General features: G+C 60.6%; 16 protein-coding genes. All 16 read left to right on the top strand.

Annotated features, from left to right (window positions below):
* Positions 1–66: 66 nt before the first annotated feature.
* The 16 genes from MESS4_RS02455 (at position 67) to MESS4_RS02380 (ending at position 20,815) form a co-directional block, all read left to right on the top strand.
* A complete protein-coding gene (locus tag MESS4_RS02455; protein WP_006326057.1) occupies positions 67–1,419 on the top strand; it encodes a site-specific integrase in 1,353 nt (450 codons plus the stop codon).
* Between the two features lie 629 nt (positions 1,420–2,048).
* Positions 2,049–3,227, top strand: coding sequence for an ABC transporter substrate-binding protein (locus MESS4_RS02450; RefSeq protein WP_006326055.1), 1,179 nt, complete (start codon positions 2,049–2,051; stop codon positions 3,225–3,227).
* Between the two features lie 97 nt (positions 3,228–3,324).
* Positions 3,325–5,499, top strand: coding sequence for a YbhB/YbcL family Raf kinase inhibitor-like protein (locus MESS4_RS02445; RefSeq protein ID WP_006326054.1), 2,175 nt, complete (start codon positions 3,325–3,327; stop codon positions 5,497–5,499).
* Positions 5,500–5,534: 35 nt separating this feature from the next.
* A complete protein-coding gene (locus MESS4_RS02440) occupies positions 5,535–5,939 on the top strand; it encodes a hypothetical protein (RefSeq protein WP_006326052.1) in 405 nt (134 codons plus the stop codon).
* Between the two features lie 21 nt (positions 5,940–5,960).
* A complete protein-coding gene (locus MESS4_RS02435; protein WP_006326050.1) occupies positions 5,961–6,917 on the top strand; it encodes an alpha/beta hydrolase in 957 nt (318 codons plus the stop codon).
* A 23-nt stretch (positions 6,918–6,940) separates the two neighbouring features.
* The gene (locus MESS4_RS02430) at positions 6,941–8,320 is read left to right on the top strand and encodes an ABC transporter permease (protein ID WP_006326043.1); all 1,380 of its coding nucleotides are present in this window, start codon (positions 6,941–6,943) and stop codon (positions 8,318–8,320) included.
* Complete coding sequence (locus tag MESS4_RS02425; protein WP_006326039.1) at positions 8,317–9,720, top strand: ABC transporter permease; 1,404 nt, start codon at positions 8,317–8,319, stop codon at positions 9,718–9,720. The genes MESS4_RS02430 and MESS4_RS02425 overlap by 4 nt, the downstream gene beginning before the upstream one ends.
* Positions 9,721–9,729: 9 nt before the next feature.
* Positions 9,730–10,419, top strand: a complete 690-nt coding sequence (locus MESS4_RS02420; protein ID WP_006326038.1) for a bacteriorhodopsin — start codon at positions 9,730–9,732, stop codon at positions 10,417–10,419.
* 59 nt (positions 10,420–10,478) lie between these two features.
* A complete protein-coding gene (locus MESS4_RS02415) occupies positions 10,479–12,671 on the top strand; it encodes a flotillin domain-containing protein (RefSeq protein WP_006326037.1) in 2,193 nt (730 codons plus the stop codon).
* A gap of 28 nt (positions 12,672–12,699) precedes the next feature.
* Positions 12,700–13,164, top strand: coding sequence for a hypothetical protein (locus MESS4_RS02410; protein ID WP_006326036.1), 465 nt, complete (start codon positions 12,700–12,702; stop codon positions 13,162–13,164).
* Positions 13,161–15,038: a hypothetical protein gene (locus tag MESS4_RS02405; protein WP_006326035.1), complete on the top strand. Its 1,878-nt coding sequence runs from the start codon at positions 13,161–13,163 to the stop codon at positions 15,036–15,038. Before MESS4_RS02410 ends, MESS4_RS02405 begins: the two co-directional genes overlap by 4 nt.
* 12 nt (positions 15,039–15,050) lie before the next feature.
* A complete protein-coding gene (locus MESS4_RS02400; RefSeq protein ID WP_006326034.1) occupies positions 15,051–16,001 on the top strand; it encodes a LysR family transcriptional regulator in 951 nt (316 codons plus the stop codon).
* A gap of 76 nt (positions 16,002–16,077) precedes the next feature.
* On the top strand, positions 16,078–17,040 hold the full coding sequence (locus MESS4_RS02395) for a LysR substrate-binding domain-containing protein (protein WP_006326033.1): 963 nt from the start codon (positions 16,078–16,080) through the stop codon (positions 17,038–17,040).
* 120 nt (positions 17,041–17,160) lie between these two features.
* The gene (locus tag MESS4_RS02390) at positions 17,161–18,327 is read left to right on the top strand and encodes a CaiB/BaiF CoA-transferase family protein (protein ID WP_006326032.1); all 1,167 of its coding nucleotides are present in this window, start codon (positions 17,161–17,163) and stop codon (positions 18,325–18,327) included.
* Positions 18,324–19,658, top strand: a complete 1,335-nt coding sequence (locus tag MESS4_RS02385) for an MmgE/PrpD family protein (protein ID WP_006326030.1) — start codon at positions 18,324–18,326, stop codon at positions 19,656–19,658. Before MESS4_RS02390 ends, MESS4_RS02385 begins: the two co-directional genes overlap by 4 nt.
* Positions 19,658–20,815: an acyl-CoA dehydrogenase family protein gene (locus MESS4_RS02380; RefSeq protein WP_006326028.1), complete on the top strand. Its 1,158-nt coding sequence runs from the start codon at positions 19,658–19,660 to the stop codon at positions 20,813–20,815. Before MESS4_RS02385 ends, MESS4_RS02380 begins: the two co-directional genes overlap by 1 nt.
* Positions 20,816–20,826 lie beyond the last annotated feature (11 nt).

Below are 20,826 nucleotides of genomic sequence, written 5' to 3'. Positions count from 1 at the left end.
TCAAACCCCTCCCTGCCGTGCTTACGCTTTGCTTACGCGGGGATTCTGTCAAGGAGACACCCTAGCATGGCGAAGCTGACCAAACGAACCGTCGATGCCACCAAAATCAAATCCTCGGACTACGTGATGTGGGATGAGGAGTTACCCGGTTTCGGACTGCGTGTCTTTGCTTCGGGGAAGCGCAGCTACGTTGTGCAGTATCGCACTGCCGGCCGCTCGCGTCGCTACACAATCGGACTGCATGGAGTTTGGACTCCTGAGGAAGCCAGGCGCGAGGCGAAAGTCCTGCTGGGTCAGGTCGCAAGGGGCGGCAACCCCGCCGAGGAGCGCAAGCTCGATCGCGAGGCGATCACCGTCAAGGAACTCTGCACCCGTTACCTCGAAGATCTCAAGAATGGGCTCGTGCTCGGGAAAAAGGGACGGCCAAAGAAGCCCACGACGATCTCCACCGATGTCGGGCGCGTTGAGCGCCACATCGTTCCGCTGCTCGGCAGTCGACGGGTGCGCGATTTGGCCAAGTCCGACATCACCCAGGCCATGAAGGACATCATGGCGGGCAAGACACGCGCGAACGTCAAGACGGACAAGCTGCGTGGGCGCGCAATCGTGCGCGGTGGAGCCGGCACGGCGGCTCGAACGATAGGGCTCTTCGGCGGCATTCTCACCTATGCGGTCGAGCTCGGCATCATCGAGCAGAATCCCGTGCATGGCGTTCGCAAGCCGAAGGACAGGATAAACGCCCGCCGTCTCAGCGAGCAGGAGTATCGCACGCTCGGCGATATTCTGCGGAAGGCGGTCGACGACGGGCAATACGAGACCACCGCAGAAATGATCCGGGTGATCGCCTTAACGGGATGCCGACGCAGCGAGGTCATCGGCCTACGATGCGGCGAAGTCGATATCGAGGGCAGTTGCCTGCGCCTGACCGACAGCAAGGAAGGAGCGTCAGTGCGTCCGATCGGTCTGCCGGTCCTGGAGTACCTCGAGGGTCGCCGCGACGAGGAACAGGGTGTCGAAGACTATGTCTTTCCCGGTTGGGAGGATGACACGGCATTCGGGAGCTTCCCAAGGCACTGGACGAAGCTACTCGAGAGGACAGACCTGGCCGGCATCACGCCCCATGTTCTGCGACACAGCTTCGCCAGCATTGCCAATGACCTTGGGTTCACCGAGGCGACGATCGCCGCCTTGGTCGGTCACTCACGAGGGACGGTGACGAGCCGCTACATCCACACCGTGGACACTGCACTCATCATGGCGGCTGATAGCATCGCTGGCTACATTCAGGGCCTGCTCGACGGCGTGGCCTTCAGCCACACCGCCTATGCGCTCGATCGGGCTTCGAGAAAGTCGGCGCTTGCACACTTCCTGGGCGAGCCGACACCGGGAGGAAGGGCTAATGAACGCTCAGCAGCATGATTAGCCCTCCCTACCGAAACGTCTGTTTGCGCCTTAAGTCGGTCATAGAAGTACATATTGGTGGTGCCTGAAAGCGGACCTTGCCGTCGATCCTGTGGAAGTTCGCGGGTGCGCCACCCACGATGACAGTCAGAAGGAGCGAGCGCAGGCTCTTCGGGTTTGGACTGAGTATAGGCCAGGAACTCGGCTGCGGAACCCGGCTGCGGAACTCGGTTGACGGACCAGTTCCCTGCGCCCGGCGGAGGGTACACGCGATAATCTGTAGCTATGGCGGAAGAGGTGCTCGTGATCGAACGATGTGGCTCGTCGGTCGGAGCCACCCCACGTGCGTTCTAGCGCTGAATAAGGTCCTTTAGGACACTTGCCAATTCAGCTGCAAACTAGGGCAAACCGCGCACAGGATACGACGACAGGTCCGAGATGATGCAACAATGATCGACGAGGGGCGGTATGCCGGCTTCGACTACGTAAACGGGAGGGACTATCTGGCGTCCCGCCATAGCGAAAGCGTATAGAGCGCATTTGAAAAATGTATTACCTCCAAAGTCCCGATTGCCCGATAGTCCTCCCCGGGTTCCACTGAACTCAGCGTGCCCACGGCTCAACGCCCGGCACTAAGGGAGGAAAAATTGACGACATTCGCAACCATGTTGCGATCGCTTGCCGTTGTCGCAACGATCGCCAGCTTCAGCCCCGCATTTGCCGGCGGCGTGGATGAGCTACCCAAGAACATCCAGGACGAACTTTATAACAAAGACATGATGGATCCGATGCAGCCGCTCGCGGAGAGTGCCTATCGCGATTGGAAGCCGAAGAAGGGTCCGCCGTGGACGATCGGCTACGCCAGCTCCTATGCTGGTAACACGTGGCGCGCCGACGTGATGAAGCGGCTCCAGGAAGAGATTATTCCGAAATGGAAGAAGCTCGGACTGGTCAAGGACGTGATCATCACCCAGTCGAACCTGAACGACTCCACGCAAATCCAGCAGATGCGGCAGTTGGTGGACCAGGGCGTCGACGCGATCATCGTCTGCTGCTCGAACCCGACGTCACTGAACCAGACTGTCGAATATGCCCACCAGCGCGACGTTCCGGTATTTTCTGCCGTTGGCTATCTCACCTCGCCTTATGCGGTGAACACCTCGGCGAACTTCGTCGTCGGCGGCAGCATGCTCGGCGAATGGATGGCCAAGCAGATCAACGGCAAGGGCAATGTCCTGGTGGTCGAAGGCATTCCGGGCGCGTCGGCTTCCGACTCGCAGAACGTCGGCGTTCTGAAGGCTCTGGCAAAGTATCCCGACATCAAAGTCGTGGGTCAGGTTGCCGGCATGTGGACCGATCAGGTTGCCCAGTCCGAAATCCAGAAGTGGCTGGCCACCAATCCGGGCGATCTGAACGGCATCATCATCCAGTCGGCGTCTGAACTGGGCGCCTTGCGCGCGCTGCAGCAAAGCGGCCGCGATATGGTCCCGTTCTCGATCGGCGGCGAAATCGGTGCGCTGTGCTACTGGCGCAACAACAAGGATTTCGTCTCACAGGCGATCCATGCCTGGCCTCCGGGCGACGACTTTGAGTTCGGCTGGAACGTCATGATGCGCACGCTCGAGGGTCAGGGACCCAAGGTCCAGTCGATCCTGACCAAGCCGCAGACCATGTCCTACGACCAGCTTGAGAAGGCCGTCCCGGCCGATTGTAGCGAAGATTCGGACGGCTGGTACAACGTCGGTGTCGAGAACTGGGCAGGCAAGGATTACCTGGACCAATTCTTCCTGCGTCCGGCCGATCCCGAGGCCTTCAAAGCGAACTGACTAAGGCACGTCTGGCCACCCCGCCGATGTTGACGGGGTGGCATTTCCTTCATTCCATGCAAGTCTAGCCGACCAGCGTCGGCCAACCGGACCTATGATGTCGTACCCCACGGTTGAACTCTCATCGGTCAGGAAGTCCTTCGGGCCGACTGTGGCGCTCGGCGGGTGCAACCTGACGGCCTACGCGGGGGAGGTTCATGCGATCATTGGCGGCAACGGCTCGGGCAAGAGTACGCTGGCGAAGGTCATCTCCGGCGTACTGATACCGGACAGTGGCCAGGTGTCGATCCTCGGAAAGTCGGCAACGTCCCCGCACGAGGCGCGGCAGCTGGGCATTTCAAACGTTTTTCAGGAGGTGCTCGTCGCGGATGAGTGCTCAGTGCTGGACAACCTCTACCTGGGCGCTGACGGCCTTTTGGGCTCGTCAATGAACCGAGAAGAAAAAGAAGCCAAGGCATCCGCTCTGATGCGCGAACTCCTCGGCTTTGACATCGATCTCTCCGGGTTGGTGGGTGAACTCCCCCTGAGTGTCAAACAATGGGTGACAATCGCCAGGGCTCTTCTAACGGATCCCAGGGTCCTGATTCTTGATGAGTCTTCGGCCGCGCTCGACTTCGATTCCACGGAAAGGCTGTTCCGCAAGATGCGGCAGCTCAAGCAACGGGGGGCAAGCATCCTGATCGTCACCCACCGCATCGCCGAGCTGGTGCGTATCGCAGACCGCGCGACGGTTTTGCGTGACGGCGTGGATGTCGGCAGGCTGGCGAAGGAAGAGATTACCGAAGCGAGGATTCTTGAGCTGATTGCCGGTGCCGAGCGCAGCGGCACAAGTCGTGATCAGCCGTTGCCGACGCGGCTCGGCGATCGGCCGGTCCTCCGCGCGACCGACTTTCGGGTTTGGTCAGACGCTGCCCCCGTCAATTTCACCGTGTATCCTGGCGAGGTTGTCGGGATCACCGGGTTGGACGGGCAGGGGCAGGCGGATTTCGTAAGATGCATCGCCGGCATCCAGTCTCCGATCGCCGGTCGGTTGGTGGTGGTCAATGACGGCAAGGCCAGCGAGGTCACGGATCTCGCATCGGCGCGACGCAACAAAATCAGTTACGTCAGCGGCGATCGCAAGAAAGAGGGCATCTTTGCCAATCTGAGCATTTACGAGAACCTGCTGCTTCCGGTCTATCGCGAATTCCGGTCGGGCGGGGTGCTCAACTTCATTAACCGCACCAAGCTGACGCCGGTGTTTGAGTGGGAATCCAGCAAACTGGCCGTCAAGATGGGGAGCCCCCAGAACCTGATCACGTCGCTGTCTGGCGGTAACCAGCAGAAGGTATTGATTGCCAGGGCCTTCGCGGAAAAGCCGGTGGTTCTGGTGCTCAACGATCCTGCCCGCGGCATCGACGTCGGGGCCAAGCTCGATCTCTACCGCAACCTCAAGGAATTCGCTGCGCGCGGCAATGCCGTGGTCTTCTTGTCTAGCGAACTGGAGGAATTTCTGAACCTGTGCACACGGGTTCACGTTTTTCGCAATGGCGCAGTATCGGCGGATTTCGAGCCGCCCTTCGATGGCCATGCAATCCTCAACGCCATGTTCGGCCGCCGCGCGACGGCACGCTTGCCCGGCGAAGCCGCCAACGAGAATGGCTCAGGCATCCCGGTGACTGTGGCCGAGAGTCACAACCCCAGACTTGAGCAGGGCAGGCCGGTGCCGAGGTCTGTGACGCTGCTGAACCAGGAGGTGAACCATATGGCGGCAACACCATCTTTTGTGCTGAGTTGTCCTGACATCGCGCCGGGTAGCGTCATCCCGGCCCGGTTCGCCGAGGACAACCGGCTTTCGCCGAGACTCGTTTGGTCAGGGCCACCGGAAGGCACGCGCAGCTTTGCCTTGGCTGTTACCGATCCTGATCTGCCGGCAGCATTTAATTTCCCCCGCGCATTTGCGCACTGGCTGGTGGCGAACATTCCGGTTGAGGTCCGCGAGCTCCCAGAAGGCGCCAGCGGCAGCTTGCGGTTGCCGCACGGCGCCGCCGAGTTCAACAGCGACTTCGTGACATTCAAGATCCCAGGGTTCGGCAAGGGATATGGCGGTCCTTGGCCACCGGACCGTGCTCACCGGTACTTTTTCACCCTCTATGCGCTCAAGGCGGACAAGGTCGAGTTGCCAGCCGACGCCGATCTTGGAGCATTCGCGGCTGCAGTCATGCCGGTGGCCATTGATGCAGCGTCGTTTGTGGCAGTCTACGGACCCGCAAAGAAGTCATTGCCCGGTTAGGAACGGGTCCGGAATTCCCCAATCAGGAGGATCATATGAGTAGATACGGAAGCAGGAGCAGCTTTGATCTGGAGTGGATCGAGCGATGGGCAAGGAAGGTCAACGATGACCGCATTTTGCCGGTGGTCGGGCGCTTTTTTACAAGCAAGTTTGTCCTCGGCTTTGATGACACCGAGTATCTGGTGGACGTTAGAGGCGGCAAGATCCAGAAGATTGCGCAGGGCCTCACTCCGAACGACATGGGAGTGGAATTCTGGCTCAAGGCGCCGAGCAGCGCCTGGTCGAAGTTTGCCCAGGAAATCCCACCGCCGATGTTCAACGACATCTGGGCGATGGCGCATCCGCTGCACAAACAGCTGATCATTGAGGGCAATTCGCTGCCCTTCTGGCAGAATCTGCGGGCGCTGACGCGTATGCTCTCGCTGATGCGACAAGTTTAACGGCAGCGCAGGAGAGTTGTCATGAATACACACGATCCAATCGTTGGTCGTTACGTCTATGTTCAATGCGAAGGCAAGACGTACCGCACCTATTACGAGGAACACGGCGAGGGCATTCCGATGGTCTGCCTGCACACCGCCGGCACCGATGGTCGCCAGTATCGCCACCAGATGTGCGATCCGGATATTAGCCAGAATTTCCGCGTCATAGCATTCGATATGCCCTGGCACGGCAAATCGATCCCGCCGGCCGACTTCCATCTGATGGAGGACGAATACAAGCTCACCACCAAGTTCTATTGTGAGTTTATCGTCGCATTCTGCAGGGCTCTTGACCTGCGCAAGCCGGTCCTCATGGGCCAGTCGATGGGCGGCAACATCTGCCTGGCGCTGGCACTGCGCTATGAAAGCGAGTTTTCGGCCTTTATCGCTCTTGAGGCCTGCGACTATTCCCCAGGATGGTGGATCGATGCGCTGCATCATCCTCACATCCACGGTGGCGAAGTGGTTGCGACTTCGGTGTTCGGCCTCATGGCACCGCTTTCGCCGGACGACTATCGGTGGGAAACGTGGTGGTACTACGCGCAGGGCGGCCCCGGCATCTTCAAGGGCGACCTGTACTTTTACAGCGTCGATTCTGACTTCCGGGATCAATGCCAGAAGATTTCGGGAAAGGTGCCGATCTACTTCCTTACCGGTGAGTATGACTTCGCCTGCACGCCGGAAATGACCCAGCGCACGGCCGAAAAAGTCAAAAATTCGGAATGCATCATCTTTGGCGGTGGCCACTTCCCGACTTCGGAAGACCCGGCAAAATTCAAGGAGGTCATCACCCCGGTGCTGAAGAAAATCCTTGGTGCGGATCCCGAACGGCGCGGCCAGGGCAGCAACGCCCTTTCCGGACGGAGCATTTCCGAAAGCCGGTCGACCGCTCGCAGCGAGCGGCCCAGTGAAGGCCGGAAGGTCATCGAGTTCTAGGTTGCGCTAGCAACGAAAGACAAATGTTGATGTCCCAGTCCAGGGGTTCTCAGAACACCTACCTGTTGGTCCCGATCCTGCTGATCGCGCTGCTTTTGAGCACCGCGGTCATCAGGGGGCCGAACCTAGTGTCCTTGTCGGGGTTCGGTAGCGCGATCATCGTGTCGGCGCCCCTGATTTTGGCGACATTCTCACTCATGGCTCTGGCTGTGGCGGGACGTGGGACAGTCGACCTTGCGGTGGGACCATTGCTCGCCTTCATCAACGTCACGATCGTCAAGCTCAACGGCCTTGGCATAGTGACGGGTCCCTTTGGCGTCATTCTGGTCGCCCTGGGGATTGGCGTTCTCTATCAACTCTTTTTCGCCCTCATCATCATTTTCGTGCGCGTTCAGCCGATCATTGTGGCGCTCAGTGGCTTTCTGGCCCTGACCGGCATCAACCTCGTCATCCTCCCAAGACCAGGCGGCACCGCACCGGACTGGATGTCGTCCTGGGGCCTCGGCAACACGATCTTTTCACCGATCTTGCTGATCGTGCTTCTGGCTGTCGCGGCCTGGCTGCTGTTCACCACGACCTCTTTCTACGCGAACTTGCGTCTGATGGGCTACGATGAGCGTGCGGCCTACACCAGCGGCGTCCGCATCAATGTGGTGCGGATCGGGGCCCACATCATCGCCGGTCTCTTCGTTGGCTTGGGCGCGATCTGCTACACCGCGCTGATCTCGTCCGGAGATCCGACACAGGGCACCACTATGACGCTGACGGCGGTGACCGCCCTGGTGCTGGGCGGGGTCAGCCTGTCCGGTGGACGCGGTGGCGTGGCAGGCGGGCTGCTAGGCGCGCTCAACCTCTTTCTTATCGGCTATGTTCTTGCCACGTTTAATTTCGGATCCACGCAAGCCTTTGTGACGCAGCTTTTCTACGGGCTGATCCTCGTTCTGTCACTCCTGCTGACCCTGCTGGTCCCCATCATCGGGCGATACCTCCACTTCATTTCACCCTTTGCGGCCTTCGTGGTCCTGGGCTGCGTGGTCCTCGGGATTATGCTGTACGTCAGCACCCGCGATACCTATGGCGTGGCGGCCGTCGCCGGCGAGGCCTTCAAGTCCAATCCGGACGTGATGACTCGCTATCTGCTGCTGTCCGTACAGTCGGGAAGCGGGCCGGCTCTGCCCGCTCTCACGCCGCTGCAAAAGATCGTCTTCGGCTTCGCCGTCATCTTGGCCTTGCTGACGTTCACGGTCCGCGTAATCGTGGCTGAAGCGGCTTCCGTGCGCCTCGGCGCCTTCATCTATGTTTTCGTCTCGGCACTCATCCTGCTTCTGTTCCTGGTCGTCGGCGAGCAAAGCCACGCGGCTGGAATTCTGGTGACAGGACAATCTTTGGGGATCGGGCCATGAGTCAGACTTTCGGCGACAACGGCCGCAGTGGCGGCCTCTTCATTCCGCGATCGCGTGCCCTGGTATGGCTTAACCTCGCCGTCACGTTTGTGGTTGCCGCAATCAGCTTCGGCCTAGGGTTTTGGCAGGGGCTCAGCGCCCAGATCGTCATCCTCTACACCATCGTTCTCGCCGCCGTGCTCTTTTGGCTGATCAACTACGTCGCCGTCATCTTCGAGTCCCGATCTTCGTCCCTTGAAACCGACACTGCAGCCCCGGCTGGCGGCAGTGGCGTCTGGGCCGGCAACCGGGTCCTGATCATCACCATGGCGGTGATGTTGATCGTGTATCTGCTGATCACGGCCACGGTCCCGTCCTTCAGATCCCTTGGCAACTTGATCGCCTTCCTGCTGCTGGAAGCGATCCTGGTCTTTGCGTTTAAGGTCGGTAACCGTTTCGCCCATGGCCGCAGCGCCTTTATTGGACTGATCGTGCTGCTGGCGCTGATTGTGATCAGCTCCTTTACGATCAACGGGTTCCTCTCCGCCGCCAACATCAAGGCAATTCTGCTGTTTGCAGCGTTCCTGGGCATTGCCTGCGTCGGGCAAACGCTGGTGGCGTTGCTCGGCGGCTTGGACCTCTCGATCCCGTTTGTGATCGGCGCGTCCAACATTGGGCTTTTGTTCCTGATCAGTCTTGGCGTACCGCCTTGGCTCGCGGTGGTGTTCGTGCTGGTCATAGGCGGCGCCCTGGGTTTCTTGAACGGCGTTCTGTCGTACCGCCTGCAAGGCCAGGCGTTGATCCTCACCCTCGGAATGGGATTTGCAATCGCTGGGCTTGTCCAGATCCTGACCAGCATTGGATCATCCTTTGGCGGCAACGTCTTTGGGACCGTTCCGAAATGGCTGCAAAATCTCGCCGCCATGAACGGTCGTACCTTCGGTCTGGCTGTCCCGCCAACGATCCTGTTGTGGATTGTCATCGCGGTCATCGTCATCGTTGGCCTGCGTTATTCCGCCTTCGGCCGCTACATCTACGCCCTTGGCGGCAATCGCCGCTCGGCCAAGTTGATCGGCGTCTCCGAGTTCAAATACTGGACACTCGCCTACACCATCAGCGGCTTCTCCGCGGCGTTGACCGGGGCGCTCCTGCTCGGTTGGAGCGGGGGTGGCTTCATCGGGGTCGGGGACCAGTATCTTTTCACAACCCTCGCCGCAGTCGTGATCGGCGGGACGTCGCTCATGGGCGGATATGGCGGCTATGGCTACACCGTGATCGGGGTACTCGTCCTGCAAGTCCTGAGCGCCTTCCTGATTGGCATCGGGCTCAAATACGAATGGCAACAATTCATTTTCGGTCTTCTGATTCTGCCGATGGTCGCGCTCTACGGCCGCGCCCCTCACATCAGAGCCCAGGTCTAGGGAAAGCCCATGTTTGGAACACTCTTTCAGTCCAGCGCCGTGGTCAGCACCGCGCTCAGCGTTGCAACCCTTGCCATGTTTGCCACAGCTGCCCTGGCAATGCTGGGCCTGACATGGACGTCCGAGCGCTGGCGGGTTCCGCTGGCGCTGTCAGCCGTTGCACTCCTGGCGTCGGGCCTTGAATACTATGCCGCCTCCAACATCTGGCTGGGGGGCCAGCAGCTCAGCGCCGCCTCACGCTACGTCGCGTGGTTCGTGGTCCAGCCGATGCAGGTCGCATCGGTGTTTTTCTTTGCGAGCATCGCAGGGAAAGTGCCCGTGGGCGTGTTCTGGCGGACACTGGCCGCGGCAATCCTGATGGTGCTGGCCCGCTACCTCGGTGACGCGCGGATCTTCAATCCGACCCTCGGCGTGCTGCTGTCGATCGCCTTCTGGCTCTATATCCTTGGCGAATTGTATTTCGGCGCCATGGCGGATGCTATCAGCAAGTCGACGCGGCCGATCCGGCTCGGCTATTTCTGGATCAGGCTGATCATGACGATCGGCTGGGCAATTTACCCGATCCTGCATTTCGTGGACGTCGTTATCGGCACCGGACACGTGGCACCCATCATCGTGCTCTACACCATTGCCGACCTTATCAATCTCATCGCCGTCTCAATGATCGTCCTCGCCGTCGCCGGCGAGGAGCGTTTCTGAAGGCTGTCAATCTTCGCGCCAACGTGCTCGGCGCTCGCGGTTAAGTGGAGGATCTTCCCATGAATGGCTCAGATGTGATCGCAGTCGTTATTCTCGTAACGATCATCATCGCGATCGGTGTCTATCTGCTGCACTGGCTCTACAGACACTCGTCCAAAGACCAGTCCTTCGTCCGCACCGGCCTCGGCGGGGAGCGGGTGGTCATGGGCGGCGGTGCGCTGATCATCCCGATTGTCCACGACATCACGCGCGTCAACATGAACGCGATCCCGGTGGAGATCCGGAGGCTCGGCGAGCAATCTCTGATCACTAGGAACAAAATGCGCATTGACATCATCGCCGAGTTCTTCGTGCGTGTGGTGCCGACGGAAGCCGGGGTGTCGACTGCGGCCCGTACCCTCGGTGAGCGCACCCAGAACCCGGTCGCGCTAAAGGAGATCGTCCAAGGCCGGTTCGTCGATGCGATGTCGGCCATCGCCTCCACGATGACCATGGATGAAATCCACACCAACCGCGGCCGCTACATGAGTGAAGTGGCCGCCCTGGCGGCGACAACCCTGGGGTCGAATGGCCTCGAGCTTGAAAACGCCTCTCTGACAAACCTCAACCAGACCGATATCTCAGTGTTTGATCCCTCCAATGCGTTCGATGCCGAAGGCCTAACGCAGTTGACCGAGCAGATCGAGGAGCGCCGCCAGCTTCGCAACCGCATCGAAAACGAATCGCGGATCGGCATCAAGTTAAAGGATTTCGAGACCGAGCAGCGGGCTCTGGAGATCGAGCGTGACCTTGAGTACGCTCGCATCGAACAGACGCAAGCGATCGAAATCCGCAAAGCCTCCCAACTGGCCGAGATTGAGGCCGAGAGATCAAGCTCCACAATCAGTATTCAGAACGCCAGGATCCGCACCGAACAAGACGGTGAGCGGATTCGTATCGCCAAGGACCGGCTCATCGATTCCGAACGGATCAACACTCAGTCTGAGGTGCGGTCGCTGGAGATCAAGAAGCAGCAAGAGACTGAAATGACCGAGATCATGTCGCGTCGCGAGCTCGAGATGCAGAGGATCCAGAACCGCCGGGAAATCGAGGCAGAGCGAATTGATAACGAGCAACATGTGAAGGAGTCTGAAATCCGCTCGCGCCAGGAGCTGTCGATCATCGAGACCACGTCATCGGCCGAGATCGATCAGGCCAAACTGGAGAACCTGCGGATTACCGAGTCGCAACGTATTGAAACCGATAGAACCCTTGAATTGCTGGCCGTGGCGAAGTCGAAAGAGGTTCGCATCAGCAACGAACTTGCTGAGGCCGACCAGGAAAAGGCGCGCCTGAAGAAACGTTACGATGTCGATGTCGAACGCTTGAGGGTCGACGAGGAAATCGTGCAGCTCGAGATCGAGAATAACCAGAAGATCAAGCTCGCCGAAACCAAGGCGTTTCACGAGATCCAGGACGCGTCGATCGCCGCCAACCGCCAGATCGACGAGTTGCGCATCGCGGCGCGGAAGTTTGTCGATAAGTTTGAGATCGAGCAGCAGAAGGAAGTCGAAATCGTCGACAAGGAGCGCCTGATCGCGGTGATCAACAAGTCGATCGAGGAAGCCTACGCCAAGACCGAGGCCGCGGAAGCTCTGAAAAAGCAGGTTGAACAGGAAGAGCAGGTCAACAGCGCACGCGAAGAAGAGGTGGCCGAACGTATCAAGCGGATCGAGCTCATTCAGTCCTCGTCCAGGGTAGAGCGTGACGCCCAACGCGTCGTTTCTTCGGCAAAGGCCGAGAAGGAGGCGACGGAACTGAGGGCGCTGGCCGAGATCGCCGAGTCCAATGCGGCCGAGGTTCGCTATACCAAGGACGCCGCCGGGCAGCGCATGCTCAACGAGTCCGAAAACACCCGTTCGGATGCCAGCAGACGCAGTGCCATCTACGAGAACCTCGTCAGCAATCTGCCCAGCATCATCCGCGAGACGGTCAAGCCGATGGAAAACATCGAATCGATCAAGATCCTCCAGGTCGATGGCCTGCCCGGCATCAACAGTCCTTCCGAGAGGGCCGGCGGCGATGGCGGCTCGGGCGGCGGCAACATGACGGATCGCGTCGTGAATTCCGCAATGAAGTATCGCACCCAGGTCGCATTCGTGGACGGTCTCATGAAGGACCTCGGACTGCCGATCGAAAACCTCGGAAGCGCCGGCGGCATGTCGTTCCGCAACTTCCAGGGTCCGGATGCGCCGAAGGACAAAGACGACTGAGCGCGTACGAAACTAGCGAGATCAACCGATGACCCCGCTCGGCAAAAACGAAGCGCTGGACCGCCACGCCTTGGTCATGGCCTGCTGGTTGGCGGCGGCCATGCCCGCCGCGATCCTGTTTGAGTATGGATTTGGCCGGGGCGGATCACCCTATATCCTTGCCGGGTTCGCGGCCATTCTGGCGGGCTTTGTCGCTCACGTGATCGTCAATGTGGTCTACGGGACGGGTTTCTCGCCCCGAGAACTAGGACTTGGCCTGGTCATCTACGGACTCGCGCTTGTGCTGTTCGTTGTTTTGTCGCTGGTCAGCGCGTCGTTTGCCGCGCACAACTTCTTGCCGCTGAGCATCGGTTTTATCACAACGGGGGCCGTGGTCGTTTTCTACCTGATCACCCGGTATGGGGCACGGCAGGCCTTCGAAGCGTTCGACGTTATCCGGGACTTCCGCTCGGATGACCGAGATTCAAAACGCTCGCCGGGAGACCATAGATGACCCCGCTATTGGTTTCGGTGCTCGGCATTGTTGCGGTCCTGGGCCTCTACCTCGCGACCATCAGCGGCCGTCATACACAGCAACCCGCTGATTTCGTCGACGCGGGCCTGGCATTGCCACCGTGGGTCATCATCTTCGCCGGCGCCGGCATCACTTTGGCCAGCCTCAACCTTCCCGATCATCTGCTTTTGCTCTCCACGTTCGGCCTTCAATACAATCAGGTCGCAGTCGGCCTCATCTGTGTCGCCCTTTGCGCTGCCATCACGCAGAAACGGGTCTGGCTTGCCGCCCGGCTGACTTCGCTCCGCACGCTTGGTGACCTGCTTGGCGATTACTTCGGTAGCACGACCCTTCGCATCTACATGCTGTTCGTGCTGTTCCTGTTCAGTATCCCCTTTGCGGCGATGTGTCTTTCTCAAGTAGGTGCGCTGGTGAGCGCCGCGACCGTCAACGACGTTCCGGCCGGTCTCGCAATCTGGTCGATCGCGTTCGTCCTGTTCCTCTGCAGCGTGATCGGAGGCTGGCGCGGGATTGCCTATCTTGTCGCGGCCCAGTCCCTGTTGGTCCTGGCCCTCATGATCTTTTTTGGCGGTTTCACGGGCTTTACGCTCGACAAATTGGCATTTGCCGCCAACGGGATTGGTACAGCCAGCGGTGTGCTGCCGGACAAGATCCCGGGCGTGATCCAGTTTAGCGCCGGCATTGGCAAGGAACTGCCGGCCGGGGGGCTCTGGACCACCTTCGCGGGACTGACGTTCGCCCTGTCGCTGGGCGGCATCGCGATCAGTCCCGGCTTCAGCTTTCTGGGCGTGACAAGTGCGCCGCGCCGGGGCCTTGCATTTAGCCAGGTCTGGATGATCGCGGGCCTCGCGGCTGGCGCCCTGATACTGATCGGGCCGGTTCTGGCCGCGGAGATTGCGGCCAGTGGCTCGCTGACAGCCTTCACGACACGACTGGCAACGCTCGATCCGATGGTGGCGGTGGGCTTTACAGTCCTTCTCGTCGCGTCGGGCCAGATCGCCGTCGCGTTCTTTGCCGGATCCGGTGCATCGGTGTGCACCATCGAGCTGACGTCACGCTACATCATCCCGGGGATGGACCAGCGTTCGGCGCGGTTTGCCACGCGCGTAACCTTGGCGCTCGTATACGGAGCTGTCGCCGCCGTCGCGAGCTATGCGCCCTTGAGCGCGACAATCTTTTCATCCCTCACGCTCAGCCTGTCCATGCAACTGCTGCCTGCGGTGCTCGGCTTGTGCTGGGTGCGTTGGATCAGCCGCAGCGGTGTTCTGGCCGGGTTGATTGTCGGAAGCCTTTGCGTGGTGTTCACCGAGAGCTTTGGGCTGGTGCTGTTCGAGCGGCTCTTCGTCGACCTGCCGTGGGGTCGCTGGCCCTTGTCGGTGCATTCGGCGGGATGGGGACTTGTGACCAATTTCTCGGCGTGCCTCCTTGTGTCCCTGTTTACTCGCAGCGGCGCCGAGCGGGATCGCCGAGATCGCCTCCACGACGCTTTCGAGGAGAGCCAGCCGGCGCGTAACGGTAGCCAGGCGGCCATAACGGCCAAATGGACCCTCACGCTTCTGTGGGCGTTTTTCGCGCTCGGCCCCGGTGCAATCCTCGGCAACACATTTTTCAGCGAGCCGATTTTTGCTGGCGCGGTGGTGGCGCCTGGAGTGCCTTCGCTGCTGATCTGGCAGGTCCTGTTCTGGTTTGTCGGCGTAGTCATCGTGTGGTGGCTGGCCTATCAGGGACACCTGTCCGTTATCGATGAACGTCCTCGCCACAGGATCGTCCTCGTGCCGGATGTGAACCCATTGTTTGAGCCAGTTACGACCCCGTGGATCGCACGGCTCCTCGACCGCGTGACCGGCCGGTAACTGGGGCAGGGCATGGAAGGCATCGACCTCAGGCGTCTGCGCTATTTCATCGCGGTTTGCGAGCACGGCGGCTTCTCCCGTGCGTCCCAATCCATAGGGGTCGCCCAGCCGTCCCTGACGCGACAAATCAAGCTGCTCGAAAAGGAAGTCGGTATCTCGTTGATTAACCGAAGTGGGCGCGGTGCCGAGCCCACGGCCGAAGGACGGTTCCTCCTGGGCCAGTCGCGCCTCCACATCGATGGGCTCGATGATGCGGTCCGTGAGGTGCGCCAGCGCTCGGATAAGCTCAAAGGCGAAATCTCACTCGGCATATGCCCGACGATAGTGCCGCTGTTTCTGGAGGACATCCGCAATTTTGTTGAAGCCCAGTATCAGGGTGTGACGCTGAATGTTGTCGAGGCCTACAGCGGCGACCTTGCCAGTCTCATGCGCGGCGGCCGGCTCGACGCTGCGCTCACCTATCGGCCCAGTGCGCCGGATCAGCTCGACATCCTCGATCTGTTCGCCGAGCGCCTCGTGCTGGTAACCTCTTATGCCCGCGCCCAGGTCGACGCGCCGCGCCGGTTGGGAGACATCAGCCGGTTAAAGTTGATATTGCCGAGCGAAATCCATGAATTGCGGCGGATCATCGATCGGGTCTACCTCGAGGGGGGCATCACGCTGCAGCCGGAACTCGAACTCGACTCGCTCAGCGCCGTAAAAGCTGTCGTCGCGGACAAAACCACCCAGTACGCAACCATTCTGCCGCACTCGAGCGTGACGCGCGAAGTGGCCGGGCACGTGCTGAGCGCTTATGCGATAGCCGACCGCGCCATGGCCCGAACTATTGTGGTAGTGCGGCCCCAGGGAGGCAGTCCCAGGCACGTGGTGCTCACCGCCTTGATTGACGAAGTCCGTCGGCTGGCGGGGCGGATCAAGAGATCCATAGGCAGCGCCGACGCGGTCTTATCGCGACAGGGATAGACGGACCGCCGGTTTTTGTCGTTGCCTCAATAACGAAATGTTATACGGTAGCCCTGCGTGGAGTGAGGGAGCCGTTTTGGACCTTCGGCAGCTTAAATACTTTTCCAAGGTCGTCGAGAGCGGCTCGTTCTCGAAAGCCGCGACGCAGCTTCATGTGGCCCAGCCCGCGTTGAGCCAGCATGTCAGGCACATGGAAGAGGAACTTGGCCTCGCTCTCCTGCATCGCGGACCGCATGGCGTCAGTGCGACCGAAGCGGGCACGCGGCTGATGGTGCATGCCAAGCGCATTCTTGCCGAGTTTGCCGAAATAAACGACAGTGTCAGGGGCGCCGCCATAGCCCCTCGCGGCGAAGTGCGCTTCGGCCTACCGGGTACAGTGAGCGAGCTCCTCGCGGCGCCGCTGATCGAGGCCGCCCGCGAGCGGTTCCCCGAGGTGCGCATCCGCGTCGTTGAGGCGATGAGCGGCTACATTCTGGAATGGTTGAAGCGCGGGGAGGTTGACCTCGCAATGATTTACGCAACCTCGGATCCCCGTGGGCTCGCGGTACATCACGGCTTGTCCGAGGAAATCTGTCTCTTTGCCAGCATGTCGATGCCGGGCCAGGCCGATTTGCAGGGCACTTCTGTGGAGCTTCGCGACGTTGCCGGATTGCCCCTCGTTGTGCCGGGCCCAGGCCACGGGCTGCGAGAACTGATCGAAGCTGTGGCAACGTCAGTCCAAGTCGCCATCAACCCGGCGATCGAAATCGACTCATACACCCAAATCAAGAGATTGGTGACACGTGGGATCGGTTACGGGATCCTACCGCGGATGGCGATCAACGCTGAGGCGCAGGCTGGCCTGTTTCGGGCGTGGAGTTTCCAAAACCCGCCAATTACACGGAAAGTGTACTTGGCTTACTCGACCGAACGGCCGTTGCAGACAGCGCCCCGCGCCGTCGGGCAGCTATCGTGGGAGATCCTTCGCCAGCTGGTCAAGGACCAAGTGTGGAGCGCCGAGCTATCCAACGAAAACCAGCGACCCAACCTCTTCGGCTAGGGTGCTGCAGGCGGGTGGCCGACTGTTCCGTTTCGCTATACCTCCCATTACAAAACGCTATTTGACGAAAGGACCCCTTCCGGTGCGATGGTATCGGAAAAGCAGCATAGGGAGCGAGCCATGCCAGGCGCGCTGGAAGGAACCACCGTCATCTCGCTGGAGCAAGCCGTGGCCGCGCCTTTGGCGACGTCCCGTCTGGCCGACGCGGGCGCGCGGGTCATCAAGCTCGAGCGCTCCGAGGGCGACTTCGCTCGCGGCTATGACGACTATGTACACGGCCTCTCCAGCTACTTCATCTGGAACAACCGCGGCAAGCAATCCTGCACCGTCGATCTGAAGCAGCCGGATGATCTGGCGCTGGTCGAATCCATGCTCGCCACGGCCGACGTGTTCGTCCAGAACCTTGCGCCTGGCGCGACCGACAGGCTGGGCATCGGCAGCGCCGACCTCAGGCGACGGTTCCCCAGGCTGATCGTCTGTGACATCGGTGGCTACGCACCCGGAACGCCCGACCACGAGCGGAAAGCCTACGATCTGCTGATCCAAGCGGAAGCGGGCTTGGCGGGGGTCACTGGGTCCGCAACGTCAGGCCCGACTCGCGTCGGGATATCGATCTCCGATATCGCCACGGGACAGGGGGCCTATGCCGCTATCCTTGAAGCCCTGATCATGCGGGCTCGAACCGGTGAAGGGGCTCACCTCCAGGTTTCCCTTTTCGACACCCTTGCCGAATACATGAACGTTCCATATCTGGCGCGCCACTACGGCGGTAAGGAGCCGCGACGGCTCGGCCTCGCCCACCCCTCGATCGCGCCCTACGGGCTGTTTCAGGTAAGCGACGGGGAAATCCTGATCGCCGTCCAGAACGAACGGGAATGGGTCGTCTTCTGCGACAGTGTCCTGCACCAGTCGTCGGTGGCAACGGACCCAAGGTTCGAACGCAATGTGCTCCGCATCAAAAACCGCGAGCCGCTTGACGCACGCGTGCAGGCGATCCTGGCGACCTACACCATGTCAGCATTATGCGAACTGCTCGACCATGTCAGAATTGCCTATGGCCGTGTGTCGACCATGGCGGATCTGGCGGTGCATCGCAGTGCCACCAAAGTCGTGGTGGAGACCACAGTTGGTCAGGTCGAGCTGTTTGCGCCGCCGGTCACAGTCAATGGCAAGCGTCCCGTGCTTGGCCGGGTGCCTTCGCTCGGTGAACACGACGTGGCTTTGCGGCAGGAGTTCGGTTCTCCGGCTACGGTGGGTCCCAAAAGGATAGGAAGTGCAGCGCTATGAGCTTGACCCGTGACCTGACCCGCTTGATCCGTGAAAAGCCGGTGACCGACCGCGACCTCGAATGGGTGTCACTGTTCGTCCTGGATACGCTCGCCTGCGCCCTTGGCGCGTTGCCAACCGAGCCCGCCCGCATGTTGAAGGCGGTCGCCCCGCTGGCGCAAGCGGATACCGCCCGCAAGGCGTTCTACCTGGGCGGCTTGTCTCATATTCTGGAGATGGATGACCTCCACCGGGACTCGGTGACCCATCCGGGCAGCGTCGTTATTCCGGCGGCCTGGGCAGTGGCCCACGACCACGATCTTGGCGGTGAAGCGTTTCTCCGCGCGGTTCTCGCGGGATACGAGGCCTGTTGCCGGGTCGGCATGTCCGTCGGCAAGCAGCATTACCGGGTCTGGCACAACACCTCGACCTGCGGGCCGTTCGGTGCGGCGTTTGCGGTTGCGGAGCTACTCGGGCTCGATGACACCAGGACCGTATGGGCGCTTGGAAATGCGGGTACCCAGTCATCGGGTCTTTGGGAGTTCCTTGCCGAAGGCGCCATGAGCAAGCATCTCCATACCGCCAGGGCTGCGGAATCAGGGGTCCTCGCGTCGTTCCTGGCCAAGGAAGGATTCACGGGCGCGGAGAACATCCTGGAGGGCGAGAAAGGCTTCTACGCCGGTCTGTGTCTGGACCCAGTTCCAGAGGCCGTCATGGCCGGGCCTGAGCGGCCCTGGCAACTGATCAACACCTCGATCAAGCCATGGCCGTGCTGCAGGCACACCCACCCGGCGATCGACGGCGCGATCGCCTTGCACAACGAGATCGGTGGGGAAGCCATCGCAAGGGTTCATGTCGGGGCTTACCGGGCTGCCCTCGACGTGTGTGACAGGCCCACTCCAGAGGACCCTTATAGCGCCAAATTCTCGCTGCAGCACACGGTGGCGATAGCGCTTGCGGATGGCCGCGTCGACCAGGCCAGCTTTGATGCTGATGCACGGCAACGGATGATCGGTGAACGCAAAAAGATCGAGGTCGAGCTGGCGCCGACGATCGATGCCGCCTATCCGGAGTCGTGGGGCGCCGAGGTGATTGTCGAGACGGCTTCCGGCAGACGTCTTTCCGCCGCCCGACACGACGCCAAGGGTGATCCCGATAACCCGGTGACGGCCGCCGAACTGTCTCAGAAGGCGCGCACGCAGCTCGTCGCCGGCGGCACTTCGGAAGCCCGTGCCGACGACCTGATCGGCGCTATCCTTGGCCTCCCCGATAACCGTCCAGTGCGCTCGCTGGGTTTATTTGAAACCGCTGGGGACGCGCGTGCCCAGGTCCGTGCCACGCGGAGCGCCTGATGTTCAAGGACCACGATAACGAGGACATCCGCGACGCGGTGCGTCGGCTCTGCGAGCGGTTTCCGGGCGAATACTGGCGCAAGCTCGATGCCGACCGCGCCTACCCCGTGGATTTCGTCAACGCGCTGACCGAGGCCGGCTACCTTGCGACGCTGATCCCTGAGGAATATGGCGGGTCGGGCTTGACGCTTTCGGCCGCGGCCGCCGTGCTCGAGGAGATTCAACGGGCCGGATGTAATGGTGCAGCTTGCCATGCACAGATGTATGTCATGGGCACGGTGCTGCGCCACGGCAATGAATCGCAAAAGCAGCGCTATCTTCCGCAAATCGCCTCCGGAGAATTGAGGCTGCAGGCGTTCGGTGTGACCGAACCGACCAGCGGCACTGACACCACTTCAATCCGTACCTTCGCGCGCAAGGACGGCGATCACTACGTGGTCAACGGTCAAAAAATCTGGACCAGTCGGGCCGAATACTCGGATCTCATGCTGCTGCTCGCCCGAACCTCCCCGAAGGATCAGGTCGTAAAGCGCACTGACGGCCTATCCGTGTTCATTCTTGATATGCAGGAAGCACTCAAGCAGGGTCTCTCAATCCGACCGATCCGGACGATGATGAACCATTCCACGACCGAGGTCTTTTTCGACAATGTGAAGATCCCTGCCGAAAACCTGGTCGGGGAGGAGGGCAAGGGCTTCCGCTATATCCTCTCCGGGATGAATGCCGAGCGGATCCTGATCGCCGCAGAATGTGTCGGCGATGCCAAGTGGCTGATCAACAAGGCTTCCACCTACGCATGCGACCGCAACGTCTTCGGCCGGGCCATCGGCGCCAACCAGGGCGTCCAGTTTCCCATCGCCAGGGCTTACGCCAACATGCGTGCAGCCGAACTCATGGTCCGCGAAGCCACGCGGCTCTATGAGGCCGGCCAGGACTGTGGCGCTGAAGCGAACATGGCCAAGATGCTGGCCGCTGATGCTTCCAATGAAGCCGCGAACGCCTGTATCCAGACCCATGGCGGCTTCGGGTTCGCTGAAGAGTATGACGTCGAACGCAAGTTTCGCGAGACCAGGCTTTACCAGGTTGCGCCGATCTCGACGAACCTCATCCTGTCCTACCTCTCCGAGCATGTGCTCGGGATGCCACGTTCCTACTGACGGGCAAGGCT

The sequence above is a fragment of the Mesorhizobium sp. STM 4661 genome, from assembly GCF_000359125.1.
In the GTDB taxonomy this organism is placed as follows: Bacteria; Pseudomonadota; Alphaproteobacteria; order Rhizobiales; family Rhizobiaceae; genus Mesorhizobium.
This window is presented reverse-complemented; position numbering and strand designations above follow the sequence as displayed.

Bases quoted from the DNA above. Each gene is read 5' to 3' on its own strand.
- MESS4_RS02390 (WP_006326032.1), top strand. From the start codon at position 17,161: ATGCCAGGCGCGCTGGAAGGAACCACCGTCATCTCGCTGGAGCAAGCC.
- MESS4_RS02435 (WP_006326050.1), top strand. From the start codon at position 5,961: ATGAATACACACGATCCAATCGTTGGTCGTTACGTCTATGTTCAATGC.
- MESS4_RS02400 (WP_006326034.1), top strand. From the start codon at position 15,051: ATGGAAGGCATCGACCTCAGGCGTCTGCGCTATTTCATCGCGGTTTGC.
- MESS4_RS02420 (WP_006326038.1), top strand. From the start codon at position 9,730: ATGTTTGGAACACTCTTTCAGTCCAGCGCCGTGGTCAGCACCGCGCTC.
- MESS4_RS02380 (WP_006326028.1), top strand. From the start codon at position 19,658: ATGTTCAAGGACCACGATAACGAGGACATCCGCGACGCGGTGCGTCGG.
- MESS4_RS02415 (WP_006326037.1), top strand. From the start codon at position 10,479: ATGAATGGCTCAGATGTGATCGCAGTCGTTATTCTCGTAACGATCATC.
- MESS4_RS02440 (WP_006326052.1), top strand. From the start codon at position 5,535: ATGAGTAGATACGGAAGCAGGAGCAGCTTTGATCTGGAGTGGATCGAG.
- MESS4_RS02425 (WP_006326039.1), top strand. From the start codon at position 8,317: ATGAGTCAGACTTTCGGCGACAACGGCCGCAGTGGCGGCCTCTTCATT.
- MESS4_RS02405 (WP_006326035.1), top strand. From the start codon at position 13,161: ATGACCCCGCTATTGGTTTCGGTGCTCGGCATTGTTGCGGTCCTGGGC.
- MESS4_RS02385 (WP_006326030.1), top strand. From the start codon at position 18,324: ATGAGCTTGACCCGTGACCTGACCCGCTTGATCCGTGAAAAGCCGGTG.
- MESS4_RS02445 (WP_006326054.1), top strand. From the start codon at position 3,325: ATGTCGTACCCCACGGTTGAACTCTCATCGGTCAGGAAGTCCTTCGGG.
- MESS4_RS02455 (WP_006326057.1), top strand. From the start codon at position 67: ATGGCGAAGCTGACCAAACGAACCGTCGATGCCACCAAAATCAAATCC.
- MESS4_RS02410 (WP_006326036.1), top strand. From the start codon at position 12,700: ATGACCCCGCTCGGCAAAAACGAAGCGCTGGACCGCCACGCCTTGGTC.
- MESS4_RS02430 (WP_006326043.1), top strand. From the start codon at position 6,941: ATGTTGATGTCCCAGTCCAGGGGTTCTCAGAACACCTACCTGTTGGTC.